Source organism: Acinetobacter sp. AG1, from assembly GCF_001005525.1.
Classification (GTDB): Bacteria; Pseudomonadota; Gammaproteobacteria; order Pseudomonadales; family Moraxellaceae; genus Acinetobacter; species Acinetobacter modestus.
This window is the reverse complement of the sequence record NZ_LBMZ01000100.1, coordinates 22,873-38,401: the sequence shown is the minus strand read 5'-3', so window position 1 is coordinate 38,401 and position 15,529 is coordinate 22,873. Positions and strand designations below refer to the sequence as shown.

Below are 15,529 nucleotides of genomic sequence, written 5' to 3'. Positions count from 1 at the left end.
TAGCATCCGCCTAACTTAAGGTGTAACCTGAATAGAAAAATACAACGCTGCTTGCTCCTGTGGTGCAAGTGCTCCAATATTTCCAGATATTTGATCTCCACTCACAGCAACAGAACCCTTACTCACTGACGGCGGCAATGCATTTCGCAAAATACTATAAGCAGGTACAACATCATTAATCACAACATTCGCTGCTGGTGTTGAACCATCATTTTTAATTGTTAAACGATAGGTAACGCATTGATTTGGCTTAATTGTCAATGGGTTGCTCGCATATGTCGCGGTGGCAACATTCATAAGTGCACATGCTTCATCTTTAGACTGTTCTTTGGTCAAACGAAGTTGCGTAGGATCAACTGTTGTTAAATCTGTATTTTGAATTGTTGTAAGCGTTAAACCTTGGATTGTATTCGTAGCAGAGACGACGATATTTGCTGCACTAGAAATACCATTTGCTGCTGTTAATGGAGCTTGAACTTTTAAAATTAGCTGCACTGAACTTTGAGGGTTTAATCCACCTGTTATAGACAAATCAGTAGCAATTGGGTCTGTGGTATCTAATACACCATTATTATTGGCATCGTAATACAAAGTATAAGTGAAACCATCATTAATGTTTTGAGGGACTACGCTAAGACTTACTTTTCCGCTTGTATCACCTTCAACAAATGTACCCATATTTTTTAATGTATGCAGATATACAACCGTACCGCCGACATTAATCCGCCCTTGTTGATCATTTGCTAAAGTCAACTTGCGTACAGCCACATCAACTTGATCTTTAATACTGTCACCTTGAGCATTCATCGGTGATTTCATAGCGAACCAAATTGGTAAACTTGTCAAAGTCGTATTCGCAGGAACAGTGACAACAGCACAATACTGTTTAGTTGTTCCAGCCGCCATGTTGCCAGTACTGGTAATTTCTCCCTGTAACGTTTGACATGTTGCATCACCATTATAGAACTTCACTACCCAATCTGTTGGTAACGTCGTATTGATACTATTAATGTCAATCGTTGTACTCGATGCATACAAATTATAATTATTTGAGGCCGTGCTATTATTTCGAATAACAAGTGGGAAAACAGCTGTTGCACCTTTTACAGCATTTTTCACCAATAAGGCTTGCCCACCTGAACCAGTAACGTTTCCAACTCCCACACCTGAATTGTTACTGTTATACAAATCGCTTTCGCCCACGGCAACTGTATTGACTAATCGATCACGCGTACTATTTTTTACACTGGTATCTGTTACGGAAGTTGCGGTAATGTCGAAATCCATTGTACTTGTAGAAGTACAATTCGCTGGGAAATAAACCCCTAATTTAATTCTTTTTGAAGTGCCGTAAGCCAATCCGCCTGTATCAATTACACCGTCGCCATTAGTATCTGTCAGCAATGTACGACCATCTGCATGATATAAACGAACTACAGCACAACTTGGTACGTTACTTTTAACGAAGCTTAAATTATAAGTATCAGTCGCCTGTCCTGTATTCCAAACATAATTATCAAACTGGACTTCTTTTGCTACGCCACCAAAAGTATTATTTTGGATTTGTAAGTTATTCAAACCACCGTTTGGCTCGCCATCATCATTCGCGTTACTTGGGCTATAGTTAAGTACAACACCTAAGGTTTGCTGAACGTTAAAAATTACAGTATTCGTTAGCGTATTTTTCAGAATAGCATTTGATGCATTGTATTGTTGATAGTCGGCGGTATTGGCAACTTTTTCGGTAGCATTCGCATTCACAGTGACTTTAAAACTTACTGTACCTTTACTTAAAGCTGCCACACTTGCAAGCTCTACATCTACTTGCCCATTACTCACTTTATATTTTATTGGCGCATTTGCACCCGTCTCAACATCATCAGCATCAGTTAAAGATCCTGAACCATTCCCCCAACTACCACTACCCGATTTATATGTTACATCTGTAGCTAAGATATCTCTTAATACGAGTCTTGCTGCCGCAGTACCCGTGTTTGTATAAGCTAAGGTATAAGTAATTTCCGTGCCAGTTTTACCTGTGCTTATATTTTGTGATTTCGTCACTTGAATTACAGCATCATCCACAACTTTTGCTGTATCACTTACGGTCATAGCGATCGCATTATCATGCTGGCTTGTAGCTGTTAAAGTAAAATTAGCGACATTATTTGCAGTTACGTTGGTTGGAATACTTCCAACGACAACTAATGAGGCAAACTCACCAGCTTCTAAGCGAAAACTTGTCGTTGAATTCAGTAAATTATTATTATCATCAGGCTCGCCATTCTGATCCCGATCGATGTAAACGGCTACATTATCTAAATTAAATTGATCATTCGTTAACTGAGTAAGGCTTAATTTATAATCGTCTACGATGTTACCAGTATTGGTTAAAACATGCGGGAAGTTTACTTTACTTCCAATAGTTCCGATATTTTGTTGATTACTTTGTAAAGTTAAAGAGTAAATTGGTTGAACAGTTAAAATAACTGCATTTGAATTAATAACTTGCAAATTACCTTGTTCATCATAGAAGTCACCACTTGCAATATTCGTGATACTACTTCCTGCTTTAGGTTGAGCAAATGCAATAGAACTATGAAATCCAACAAATAAGCCAAATAAAGCGATAAATGAAGTTTTTGAGACAGCACTTTTCTTGAATCGGCTTATCATGTTTCAGAACCCACAAAAAATGTAAAGATAGATTTCTTATTGACAAATTGTACGAATTTATTGACAATTTTCACAAAAGAATACTACAAAAATATCGACTTGAACACACAAATTGACAAAAACGTGATTTTTTTATTTAGTTTTACCAAATGGTAAAAAAACTTGTAGATCAATGTTATGTCTGAATAATAATCTGGTAATGATTAAAGATTGATTAAATTTTTCTCATTTCTAATTTTCATTTTCACCATTAATAAAATACAATTTATATCAATAGCTTACATTAAAAATAATTACAAACTAAATTTTAAACTCTCAAAAAATTTATATATGATCTTTTTCTATCGGTAACTTGATGCTAAACACACTATTCTGATTTGGATTGCTATATTCAATCGAACCTTTATGCGCAATCACAATCGCATATACAACAGCTAAACCTAAACCTGTACCGCCAAATTCTTTATTCCTTGACTGTTCCAATCTAAAAAAAGGATTGAACAAATCTTGTTGATATTCTTGAGGAATGCCCGGCCCTTCATCTTCAATGTTTAAAATCCATTCTTTAGCAGTGCTACTTGAAGAAATTTTAATTGTGCCTGCATTTGTGTATCGAACAGCATTGTCAAATAAAGCAATTAATATTTGTTCAATACGTCGTCGGTCACAAAAAATAAGAGTCATCGCTAATCGCAGTTCAGCAGTTAAATTTGCTGTAGTGAATCTTTGTTCAAATATTTTTAATACTTTTTCAATGCTGTCCTGAATATTGACCCATTCATAATTTAATCGTAGCTGTTGATTTTCAACAAGGCTCAGTGTACGAAGATCTTCAACAAGATGAGACAAACCCTCAACTTGATTTAATAGACTTTTAAATAGGATTTCATCAGGTTTAAAAACACCATCTAAAACACCTTGTAAACGTCCTTGCAAAATCGTAATTGGGGTTCTTAACTCATGCGCAATTGCAGCATTCCAAAGTTGGGCATTTTTAACAGAACTTTCTAATTGTTTCGCCATACTATTAAAGTTATGCATCAACTCAGCTATTTCAGTGGAATGAATTTGACTGTCATCAGCACGCGCGGATAGATCGCCCTGACTAATTTTTTTTGCCGCATCCGCCAAGAAATTGATTGGCTTAATAAAACGTTGGGCAAGATGCATTCCAATAATGATAGAAATGACACCTCCACAAAAAATCACCGTAGATAGCCAAATCCAATCGACAAAATGGAATTCCGTCCAATCTTCTTGTAATGAACTTAAAGTAATCCATCCCGCATCGATGGCATAGTTATAAATGAAATAGCCCAGAAAAACTGAAAAAAGTGTCACGCTTAAGTTCACAATACTTAAGGCAATAAAGAGCTGTTTACTGATTCCTGAGTGACTTTTCATAACATTTTTCCAAATAACTTGCCTGCTGATCTTTTGACTACACTATATTTCTTGTGGGTGATCGAGTCGGTAACCGACACCTCGAACATTGATCAACATCTGCTGCAATCCATGCTCCTCTAATTTTTTTCTTAATTTACTGACATGACTATCTACAGTACGCTCCAAAGCGTCACTATCGGGTAAGCAGTGATTTAAAAGCTCACCTCGTGTAAAAACTTTGTAAGGATGATCAATCATTTGCAGCAATATTTTATATTCGGTCAGGGTAAGATTCAGCATGACTTTTTTGTCTTGTTGATGAATATAAACACTATGTATATCGGTATTAATTTCGATGTTTTTATAGATGAGATTCTTCTTGACTGTTTGGCTGTTTTGCTGAGCCCGCCGTAGCACAGCCTGCACCCGTGCGACCACCTCATTGGGATTAAAAGGCTTAACCACAAAGTCATCCGCACCAATCCGTAATGCCATCACCTTATCAATATCTTGGTCAAGTGCAGTCAACATAATGACAGGAGTTTGCGCCTTTTGACGAATTTTATTTAGCACATCCCAACCATTCAGTTCAGGCAATTTAATATCCAGCAGAATTAAATCAATCGCTTGTGCAGCATGCATTTCAATCGCCTGTTTGCCATTCATTGCCCGAATGACACGCATCCCTTCACGCTTGAGATAGTGCTCGATAATGTCTCCAATATCATACTCATCCTCTACCACAAGAATAAGTTTGTCGTGACAATCGAAAGAAAAGGAATGCTCAAACATAACGATCCAGATCAATAAAACAATCAATTCATCATACGATGATTTATCTGTCAATCTCCACACTTTTTCCACACTTCCCCGATATTGGTTACACAAAGCAGGAAAATAATGTCAGCATCAAAAACTCCCAAGGTTTGGACAGAATGCAAAAGCATCTATTACTTCCATTATTTTTATCCATCGGACTTGTATTACAAGGTTGTGGTTCAGAGGAGGCAAAGCCAGCCGAAACTCCCCCTGCAAAAGTGAGTGTTTTAAATCTTCAACCGCAAGCGGTGAACTTTAGCGAAAATTTGCCAGCGCGTGTGCAGGCCTTCCGTACTGCCGAGATCCGTCCGCAGGTCGGCGGTATTATTGAAAAAGTATTATTCCGACAAGGCAGTGAAGTCAAAGCTGGCCAAGCACTATATAAAATTAACGCTGAAACCTTCCAAGCGGATGTGAACAGTAATCGTGCCTCTCTGAATAAGGCTGAAGCTGAAGTGGTACGTTTAAAGGTTCAGTTAGAACGTTATGAACAATTATTGCCAAGCAATGCGATCAGTAAGCAAGAAGTCAGTAATGCACAAGCCGAATATCGTCAAGCCTTAGCTGATGTTGCGCAAATGAAAGCGCTACTTACCCGTCAAAACTTGAATCTGCAATATGCCACGGTACGTGCCCCGATCTCGGGTCGTATTGGACAGTCTTTTGTGACTGAAGGTGCATTGGTTAGCCAAGGTGATGCCAATACCATGGCAACTGTTCAACAGATCGACAAGGTTTATGTTGATGTAAAACAGTCGATTGGTGAATACGAACGTTTACAGGCTGCGCTACAAAGTGGTGAGTTGTCAGCTAATAATGAGAAAACGGTACGTATTTCAAATAGCCATGGTCAAGCGTATAACGTCACCGCAAAAATGCTATTTGAAGACATTAACGTCGATCCAGAAACTGGCGATGTCACCATTCGTATCGAAGTTCAAAACCCTGAAAGAAAGTTACTTCCAGGTATGTACGTACGTGTGAATATTGACCGTGCTTCTGTTCCACAAGCTCTATTGATTCCAGCACAAGCGGTACAACGCAACATCAATGGCGAGCCACAAGTGTATGTGATCAATAGCAAAGGTGCAGCAGAGATTCGCCCAATTGAGTTGGGACAACAATATGATCAGTTCTATATCGCCAATAAAGGCCTAAAAACAGGCGATAAAGTGGTTGTAGAAGGTGTTGATCGTATTCAACCGAATCAAAAACTTGAAATCAGCAACTGGAAAGTCCCTGCAATACAAGGAGCTCAATGATGATGTCACAATTCTTCATTCGCCGCCCTGTGTTCGCTTGGGTGATTGCGATTTTCATTATTTTATTTGGGCTATTGAGTATTCCCAAATTACCGATTGCCCGCTTCCCAAGTGTGGCGCCGCCTCAGGTCAACATTAGCGCGGTATACCCAGGTGCGACGCCAAAGACGATCAATGACAGCGTTGTGACTTTGATCGAACGAGAATTATCTGGGGTTAAAAACCTGCTTTACTATAGCGCGACTACGGATACCTCTGGTACTGCTCAGATTTCTGCGACCTTTAAACCAGGTACAGATGTTGAAATGGCGCAGGTCGATGTACAAAACAAGATCAAGGCTGTTGAAGCACGTCTACCTCAAGTGGTTCGCCAGCAAGGCCTACAGGTTGAAGCCTCGTCATCAGGCTTCCTGATGCTGGTTGGAATCAACTCACCGAATGGACAATATTCTGAAGTTGACTTGAGTGATTATCTGGTCCGTAACGTGGTCGAAGAACTGAAACGTGTTGAAGGCGTAGGTAAAGTTCAATCCTTCGGTGCAGAAAAAGCCATGCGTATCTGGGTTGACCCAAACAAACTGGTGTCTTACGGTCTGTCGATTAGTGATGTCAATAATGCGATCCGCGAAAATAACGTCGAGATCGCACCCGGCCGACTCGGTGATCTGCCTGCAGTCAAAGGTCAATTAATCACAATCCCCTTGTCTGCTGAAGGTCAGTTGGGTGATGTTGATCAATTTAAAAATATCAGTCTCAAAAGTAAGACCAGTGGTAGTGTCATTAAACTATCTGACGTTGCCAATGTAGAAATGGGTTCACAGGCTTATAACTTTGCAATTTTAGAAGATGGCAAACCTGCAACGGCTGCCGCGATTCAGCTCAGTCCGGGTGCCAATGCAGTGAAAACCGCTGAAGGTGTCAGAGCAAAAATTGAAGAATTAAAACTCAATTTACCTGAAGGCATGCAATTTAGTATTCCTTATGACACTGCACCTTTCGTTAAAATTTCAATCGAAAAAGTAATTCATACCTTACTTGAAGCCATGGTTCTTGTGTTCATTGTGATGTATTTATTCTTGCATAATGTTCGCTATACCTTAATTCCAGCCATTGTTGCACCGATTGCGCTATTGGGTACCTTTGCAGTGATGTTGCTTGCAGGCTTTTCGATCAATGTACTGACCATGTTTGGTATGGTGCTCGCGATCGGGATTATCGTCGATGATGCGATTGTGGTGGTGGAAAACGTCGAACGGATTATGGCAACTGAAGGCCTGCCACCGAAAGAAGCAACCTCCAAGGCGATGAAGGAAATCACCAGCCCGATTATTGGTATTACCTTGGTCTTGGCCGCAGTATTCTTGCCGATGGCATTTGCCAGTGGTTCGGTCGGCATTATCTATCAACAATTTACCTTAACCATGTCAGTGTCGATTCTGTTCTCAGCATTATTGGCGTTGATTTTGACCCCTGCACTATGTGCCACCATCCTCAAACCGATTGATGGACATCATCAAAAGAAAGGTTTCTTTGCATGGTTTGACCGTAGCTTCGATAAAGTCACCAAAAAGTATGAATTGATCCTGCTGAAAGTGATCAAACATAGCATTCCAATGATGGTGATTTTTGTGGTCATTACAGGTCTTACCTTTGCAGGCATGAAGTATTGGCCTACAGCCTTTATGCCTGAGGAAGATCAAGGCTGGTTCCTGACTTCGTTCCAGTTGCCTTCTGATGCCACTGCCGAAAGAACACGAGGCGTGGTCAATGAGTTTGAAAACAGTCTAAAAGACAATCCGAATGTCAAAAGTAACACCACCATTATGGGCTGGGGTTTCAGTGGTGCAGGTCAAAACGTAGGTATTGCCTTTACCACGCTCAAAGATTTTAAAGAGCGTACGTCAAGTGCAAGCGAAATGACCAATGCTGTCAATAAAACGATGGCACATAGTAAAGAAGGCGCAACCATGGCTGTGCTTCCGCCTGCCATTGATGAACTTGGGACTTTTTCAGGTTTCAGCTTACGCTTACAAGACCGTGCCAACCTAGGAATGCCTGCACTTTTAGCTGCACAAGACCAGTTAATGGAAATGGCAGCCAAGAATAAAAAGTTCTATATGGTCTGGAATGAGGGTCTACCGCAAGGTGACAATATTTCTTTAAAAATTGACCGTGCAAAATTGAATGTTCTTGGTGTGAAGTTCGCAGATGTTTCTGACATCATTTCAACCTCAATGGGTTCAATGTATATCAATGACTTCCCAAATCAGGGACGTATGCAACAAGTCATTGTACAGGTCGATGCCAAATCACGAATGCAATTAAAAGATATTTTGAATCTGAAAGTCATGGGTTCAAATGGACAATTGGTCTCTTTATCTGAAGTCGTCACACCGCAATGGAATAAAGCACCACAGCAATATAACCGCTATAACGGTCGCCCATCGTTGAGTATTGCAGGTATCCCAAACTTTGATACGTCATCAGGCGATGCCATGCGTGAAATGGAGAACCTGATTGCCAAATTGCCAAAAGGCATCGGTTATGAATGGACTGGTATTTCCTTACAGGAAAAGCAATCTGAATCTCAGATGGCGTTCTTACTTGCCCTTTCCATGCTGGTGGTATTCCTTGTTCTGGCTGCACTTTATGAAAGTTGGGCAATTCCGCTTTCAGTGATGCTGGTCGTGCCTTTGGGTATTTTTGGTGCCATTGTTGCGATTATGTCTCGAGGCTTGATGAATGATGTGTTCTTTAAAATTGGCCTGATTACCATTATTGGTTTATCCGCCAAGAACGCGATTCTGATTGTCGAATTTGCCAAGATGCTGAAAGAAGAAGGCATGAGTTTAGTTGAGGCCACTGTTGCTGCAGCCAAACTTCGTTTACGTCCGATTCTGATGACTTCACTCGCCTTTACCTGTGGTGTGATTCCATTGGTCATCGCTTCAGGTGCCAGTTCGGAAACACAGCATGCCTTAGGTACAGGTGTATTTGGTGGCATGATTTCAGCGACAATTTTGGCAATCTTCTTTGTCCCAGTCTTCTTCATTTTCATCCTGAGTGCAGTTGAAAAGCTGTTTTCTTCGAAGCAAAAAAACCATCTTAACTGACATTGAGCAGAGGGAATCAAATGATTTCCTCTGACTCCTCCTCTGTATTTATCCTTATATTATTTGGAGAAGACCATGTCTAATGTGACTGTCTTATCTCGTAGCCTGCTTGTCTCTACGCTTTCAATTGCCTTGACAGCGTGTATGAATATGCAGGCACCAAAACCTGTGATTAAATCCGATATTCCACAAAATTTTTCTCAAACCACGGCTGGAACTTCGATTGCCAATCAGGGGTATCAACAATTTTTTTCAGACTCACGTTTATTAAAAGTGATCGAAATCAGTTTAAATCACAATCGTGATTTACGTACTGCAACACTGAATATCCAACGTGCACAACAACAATATCAAATCAGCAAGAATGACCAGTTACCGACCATCGGAGCAACTGGCAGTGCCGTACGACAAGTCAACCCTACTGTGAATCCAAATAATCCTTATTCCACCTTTCAGGTGGGACTTGGCGTAACTGCTTATGAGTTAGACTTTTGGGGCCGTGTACAAAATTTAAAAGACGCGGCGTTAAATAATTACCTTGCCACCCAAAGTGCTAGAGATGCCACTCAAATTAGTTTAGTGAGTCAGGTCAGCCAAGCATGGTTGAATTATGCCTATGCAAAGGCCAATTTAAATCTGGCTGAGCAGACCTTAAAAGCACAACTCGATTCCTATAACCTCAACAAAAAACGCTTTGATGTCGGGATTGATAGTGAAGTTCCTTTACGTCAGGCTCAGATTTCGGTTGAAACAGCCCGAAATGATGTGGCGACCTATAAGACCCAAGTGTCACAAGCTCAAAATCTACTGGATCTATTGGCTGGTCAAGCTATTCCCCAAAATCTCCTACCGAATCATGCCGTGAAAAGTATTAGTGCTGAAAGTACTTTTGCAACAGGCTTAAGCAGTGATTTACTCAATAATCGCCCTGACCTAAAAGCTGCTGAATACCAACTTCTTGCAGCAGGTGCCAATATTGGTGCAGCGAAAGCACGAATGTTCCCGACCATCAGTCTGACAGGTTCAGCAGGATATGCGTCGACAGATCTCAAAGATTTATTTAAATCAGGAGGTTTCTCTTGGTCAGTTGGGCCAAGTATTGATCTTCCGATTTTTGATTGGGGAACGCGTAAAGCCAATATTAAAATTTCTGAAACAGAGCAACAAATTGCACTGGCAGATTATGAAAAAGCCATTCAATCTGCTTTCCGAGAGGTTAATGATGCCTTTGCTGCCCGTGCCCATATTGAAGATCGCTTGAGTGCTCAACGCCGTTTGGTTTCAGCAACCGATACTACCTATAAATTATCTACGGCTCGCTTTAGAGCAGGCATTGACAGTTATCTGACCGTGTTGGATGCGCAACGTTCTGCTTATGCAGCTCAGCAAGGTCTATTGATGCTGGAACAAACCAAATTAAATAACCAGATCGAACTCTATAAAGCTTTAGGTGGTGGCTTATCTCGGGCTTCGTAAACGCTTAAGTCGATTATTTGGGCTGATTTTTACTCACTCAGCCCTTATAGTATTTGGGTTTAAATGAGGAAATAATCATTGATCTATGTTTACACTTTCGATTACACCCAGATTCTATGAAACCGATGCTTTCGGACATATCAACAATACTGTTATCACAGGTTGGTTTGAAACTGCGCGTGAACCAGTTTTCCGTCTATTTAACCCAAGCATGGAAATCAAAAATCTGCCTTTGATTCTGGCACGGGTTGAAGTCGATTTTGTTGCCCAAATCTATTACGGCGCTGATATCGAAATCAAAACTTGGATTGAGCATATCGGCAATTCTTCATTCGTTGTTGCACATGAAGCTTGGCAAAATGAGCATTGCGTTGCGCGTGGCAAAGCGGTTCAGGTGTATTTCGATTTCAGCACGCAAAAATCAGGTCGTATCCCAGATCCATTCCGTGTTCAGTTACAACAATATCTAATTAACCAATAAATATTTCCCGCTGAAATAAACGTATTCATTTCAGCGGATCAAGCTTACTCGCCTAAATCTTCGAGAAAATCAAAGGTTGGAACGAAGAATAAGCTGCCAGAAACTGCGGTACTAAAATCGAGTAAACGATCGATATGCCCCGTTTCCTTGCCCAAGAACATATTCTCCAGCATGGTTTTGGTGATATTAAAAGAACGTGAATATCCGATAAAGAACGTGCCATATTCTCCTTCTGTTGGATTGGAAAATGGCATATTGGCTCTTAAGATTTTAAGCTCGTTCCCGTCAGCATCATGTGCCTTACTTGCGACATTATGTGCGCTTTGTGGTTTGATATCATCGCCAAGCTCGACGTCATCATATTTCTTTCGACCAATCACCTTTTCTTGCTCTTCAGTATTTAGGCCTTTCCACATTTCCATATTATGTAAATACTTTTGAATAAACACATAACTACCGCCCAGAAACTCGGCATCTTCTTGACCGACATAAGCAATCTCTTTGGCAATTTCATGCTCAGGGTTCTCTGTCCCATCCACAAAGCCAAGAATGGCGCGACCATCAAAGTATCTAAAACCTTTGGTCTCGCTAATTGGATAGGTATCCTCTTTGAGTTGATCATGCAAAATCGAGGCAAGTTCATAACAAATTGCCATTTGATTGGCACGAATATGAAAGAATAAATCACCTGTTGTCGCGACCGCTGTATGTCTTGGCCCTTTGATCTCTTGAAATGGTGCCAGTTCTTTCGGCTTATTTAAATCTGGGAACAGTAAATCCCAAGCATTTGAGCCGATCCCCACCGAAGCACTGAAATTACTGTTTGGAAAACGATTGGTTAGACTGCGGACTAAGGCTGAGAAATTGGCGAGAAAATCAATCACCCCTGAATGATCAGGGTTGGTGTTGATGCCAAGTACAATAAATAAAGCATTTTCACCTGAAAGATTGTTGATCACAGGCTGAGGTCTTAAAGGTATATTCATAATATTTGGGAATAAAAAAACTTAATGCTCATATCCTACACAAATCAATACATTAGAAATAATGCAAATCACAAATTTTTACTATTATTGCGTGTATAAAACAAAGCTATCTCCACGGCAAAAACTGGCCAAGGTCAGATTTAATTGTTTTGCCATCTCAATCGCCATACTGGTCGGTGCAGAAATTGTCGCCAATAGTCCAATATTGCATTGTGCGCATTTGCGAATCAGTTCATAACTGGCACGGCTGGTCATTACCACAAAGCCCTCGGCAACATTCAGTTTTTGCTCCGCCAGATGACCAAGTAATTTATCTAAAGCATTATGCCTGCCGACATCTTCAAAAAGTGCCATGATTTTCCCTTGTACCACCCACGCCGCGGCATGTGCGCCACCAGTGAGTTCAGTAATTTTTTGTCGGGCTTTTAGTTGAGCAATGGCACTTGGAATTTGATTAAGCCACAAAGATGAAACTTTACTACTGACCAACGGCAGCTCGGAATAGAGTTGTTTTAAACTCTCAATCCCACATAAACCACAGCCTGTCCGTCCCACCATCATTCGGCGATGTTGTTTGAGTGCCATAAATGCACGAGAGGAAATCGTCATATCGACTTCAACCCCTAATGCATTGTGACGAATCTCTAGTGAATATAGCTCGCTTAGACTATGTAATATCCCTTCCGACAGGCTAAAACCTTTGGCAAATACCTCAAGGTCTGACGGTGTTGCCATCATCACGGCATGGGAAATTCCATTGTAAATCAGTGCAACAGGATATTCCTGAATGATATAATCCATTTCATTTTCAGAACTATCCTGATGAAAACGATGCACTTGCACCGTTTCATAACCACGTGTTTTGGTATCCAAAATTGACCTCTTCGCTATCCGTGCAACTATGCGCCACTAACGCGTTCATTGGCGTGTTCAGGATCAACTGCAATCGCTAGGTTAAAATGTTCAGGTGCCTGACCCGCATGCAGGATTACAGGGATGCTTTTTGATGCCGGAATTTTGGCATATTTATCATGACTGCCCAATGCCACCAATGGATTGGTTTCAGGATAATAAGCGGCTAGACTGCCTTGCGGGATGTTATAAGGCACGATACGGAAACTATGGACAATCCGTTTAACCGCATCCGAGAAGACACTTTCGATATCGACCCATTGATCAGCCTCAAAGCCTGCTGCATCAATATCTGCTTGATTCATAAATAACACTCGACGTTGCCCGAATACACCGCGATAGCGGTCGTCCAAACCATATAATGTAGTGTTGTATTGATCATGCGAACGTGTCGTCATCAATGTATAAACTTGTTGCTCACTATAAGCTGCAGCATACTGATTTTCTTTGTCTTCATATACTTCGACCAATGGCGTAATCAAAAATTGTGCTTTGCCGCTTGGTGTGTTCCAGACGTGCTGATTGGCTGGATGCTCTAAATGGAAACCACTCGGTTGATAAACCCGTTGATTGAAGTCATGAAACTCATCAAAAACCTCGGCAATCGAGTCACGAATACGGTCATAACTTTCAATATACCAGCGCCATTTCACATGACTCTCAGGCAATGCTGCTTCTGCCATACGCGCTACAATATCGGGTTCAGATAAGATATTTTCAGAGATCGGTGGATTTCGTCCTGCTGAAAGATGCACATTACTCATCGAATCTTCTACTGAAATCGCTTGAGGTCCATGTACCTGCATATCCACTTCGGTACGCCCTAAACACGGCAGCATCAAAGCATCTTTACCACAAACTAGATGGCTACGATTCAACTTGGTCGTGATATTGACCGTTAAATTACAACGGCGTAATGCCTCTTGGGTATAAGGTGTATCAGGCGTTGCTACGGCAAAGTTACCTCCTAAACCAATAAAGACTTTGACATCGCCTTCGTACATCGCCTTGATGGTATCGACCACGCCAAAACCATGTTTACGCGGCGACTTGATGCCAAATACGCGATCAATACTATCGAGTAGCTTATCACTTGGGTTTTCATTGATACCCATAGTACGGTCACCCTGCACATTACTATGTCCACGAACTGGACAAAGCCCTGAACCTGGCCGTCCAATATGTCCTCTTGCTAACATGAGGTTCGCCAGCATGTGAATATTGGCGGTGCCATGACGATGTTGAGTAATTCCCATACCCCAACAGAAAATGGCGGTTTTTGCCTCCAAATACATCTTGGCAATTGACTCTAAATGCTCAGGTGAAAGCCCCGTATGTTTATGAATTTCAGACCATGCCGTACTATCAATCTCAGCCAACATTTCATCAAAACCAATCGTATTCATTTCAATGAAGCTACGATCAAAAACACTTGATTTTCCTTTAGCCAGTGCCTTTCTATCCCATTCCAATAAATGCTTCATCACCCCAAACATCAATGCATAGTCACCACCAATTTTAGGTTGGAAATAGTAACGGCTGATTGGCGTACTACCATTGGTCATCATTTCCAATGGTGCTTGCGGATCTTGGAAGCGCTCTAAACCGCGTTCTTTGATTGGATTAATCGCAACAATATTGCCCCCACGTCTTGAGACCTCTCTCAAGGTTGCTAACATACGTGGATGATTAGTCCCCGGGTTATGCCCGAAACTAAAGATAGCATCGGCCTGATCGAAGTCATCCAGAATAACGGTACCTTTGCCTAAACCTATCGCATCTTTTAAACCCACACTGGTAGTTTCATGACACATATTGGAACAATCAGGAAAGTTATTGGTTCCGAAGCTTCTGACAAAAAGTTGATATAAAAAAGCGGCTTCATTACTGGCACGACCAGAAGTATAGAATGCCGCTTGATCAGGATGATCGAGTGCTTGTAGATGTTTGGCAATCAGTTGAAATGCATCATCCCAAGAAATCGGCACATATTTATCTGTCACAGGATCGTAACGCATTGGATCGGTTAAACGTCCAAGGTCTTCCAAATAAAAATCACTCTGCTCTGATAACCAGCTGACTGTATGTTGGGCAAAGAATTCAGGCGTCACTGTTTTACTGGTGGCTTCAAATGCAACGGCTTTGGCACCGTTCTCGCAAAAGTTAAAGGCATGTGCATCCTTTTTCTCAGGCCATGCACAACCGGGACAGTCAAAACCAGTAGGTTGATTAATATTCAGTAAAGTAATTGAACCTTTTTTTAAAATATCCTGCCTTTTTAGATTACGGGCAACACTTAACAATGCCCCCCATCCACCGGCAGGTTGGGTATAAGGTTCAATTCGTGCAAAACTGGTATTTTCTTGCTTATGAATGGTTTGTTCTGAGTTATCCATCGTATTGCCTTTATCTGAACTT

Annotated in this window: 10 protein-coding genes; 4 read left to right on the top strand and 6 right to left on the bottom strand. The window is 41.0% G+C overall.

Features of this window, described 5'->3' with window-relative positions; all coding sequences use genetic code 11:
* Positions 1–15: 15 nt before the first annotated feature.
* The 3 genes from AAV96_RS05650 to adeR form a co-directional block, all read right to left on the bottom strand.
* A complete protein-coding gene (locus AAV96_RS05650; RefSeq protein ID WP_046738615.1) occupies positions 16–2,676 on the bottom strand; it encodes a DUF11 domain-containing protein in 2,661 nt (886 codons plus the stop codon).
* A gap of 324 nt (positions 2,677–3,000) precedes the next feature.
* Positions 3,001–4,080: a two-component sensor histidine kinase AdeS gene (gene adeS, locus AAV96_RS05645; protein WP_046738614.1), complete on the bottom strand. Its 1,080-nt coding sequence runs from the start codon at positions 4,078–4,080 to the stop codon at positions 3,001–3,003.
* A 42-nt stretch (positions 4,081–4,122) separates the two neighbouring features.
* Positions 4,123–4,854 (bottom strand): efflux system response regulator transcription factor AdeR, encoded by a 732-nt coding sequence (adeR, locus tag AAV96_RS05640; protein ID WP_046738623.1) that lies wholly within the window; start codon positions 4,852–4,854, stop codon positions 4,123–4,125.
* A gap of 143 nt (positions 4,855–4,997) precedes the next feature.
* Between adeR and AAV96_RS05635 the strand changes: the two genes are divergently transcribed.
* The 4 genes from AAV96_RS05635 to AAV96_RS05620 all read left to right on the top strand — a co-directional run bounded on the left by AAV96_RS05635 (position 4,998) and on the right by AAV96_RS05620 (position 11,213).
* A complete protein-coding gene (locus AAV96_RS05635) occupies positions 4,998–6,143 on the top strand; it encodes an efflux RND transporter periplasmic adaptor subunit (RefSeq protein ID WP_046738613.1) in 1,146 nt (381 codons plus the stop codon).
* The gene (gene adeB / locus AAV96_RS05630; protein WP_046738612.1) at positions 6,143–9,256 is read left to right on the top strand and encodes a multidrug efflux RND transporter permease subunit AdeB; all 3,114 of its coding nucleotides are present in this window, start codon (positions 6,143–6,145) and stop codon (positions 9,254–9,256) included. The genes AAV96_RS05635 and adeB overlap by 1 nt, the downstream gene beginning before the upstream one ends.
* 75 nt (positions 9,257–9,331) lie before the next feature.
* The gene (adeC, locus tag AAV96_RS05625; RefSeq protein WP_046738611.1) at positions 9,332–10,732 is read left to right on the top strand and encodes an AdeC/AdeK/OprM family multidrug efflux complex outer membrane factor; all 1,401 of its coding nucleotides are present in this window, start codon (positions 9,332–9,334) and stop codon (positions 10,730–10,732) included.
* An 85-nt stretch (positions 10,733–10,817) separates the two neighbouring features.
* Complete coding sequence (locus AAV96_RS05620) at positions 10,818–11,213, top strand: acyl-CoA thioesterase (RefSeq protein WP_004662651.1); 396 nt, start codon at positions 10,818–10,820, stop codon at positions 11,211–11,213.
* A 44-nt stretch (positions 11,214–11,257) separates the two neighbouring features.
* Here the strand turns inward: AAV96_RS05620 and AAV96_RS05615 are convergent, their stop codons facing one another.
* The 3 genes from AAV96_RS05615 to AAV96_RS05605 form a co-directional block, all read right to left on the bottom strand.
* Entirely contained in the window at positions 11,258–12,199 is a 942-nt protein-coding gene (locus AAV96_RS05615) for a Dyp-type peroxidase (RefSeq protein WP_046738610.1), read from the bottom strand.
* Between the two features lie 84 nt (positions 12,200–12,283).
* Entirely contained in the window at positions 12,284–13,072 is a 789-nt protein-coding gene (gene fdhD / locus AAV96_RS05610) for a formate dehydrogenase accessory sulfurtransferase FdhD (protein WP_046738609.1), read from the bottom strand.
* A 26-nt stretch (positions 13,073–13,098) separates the two neighbouring features.
* Positions 13,099–15,507: an FdhF/YdeP family oxidoreductase gene (locus AAV96_RS05605; protein WP_046738608.1), complete on the bottom strand. Its 2,409-nt coding sequence runs from the start codon at positions 15,505–15,507 to the stop codon at positions 13,099–13,101.
* Between the last annotated feature and the right edge of the window lie 22 nt (positions 15,508–15,529).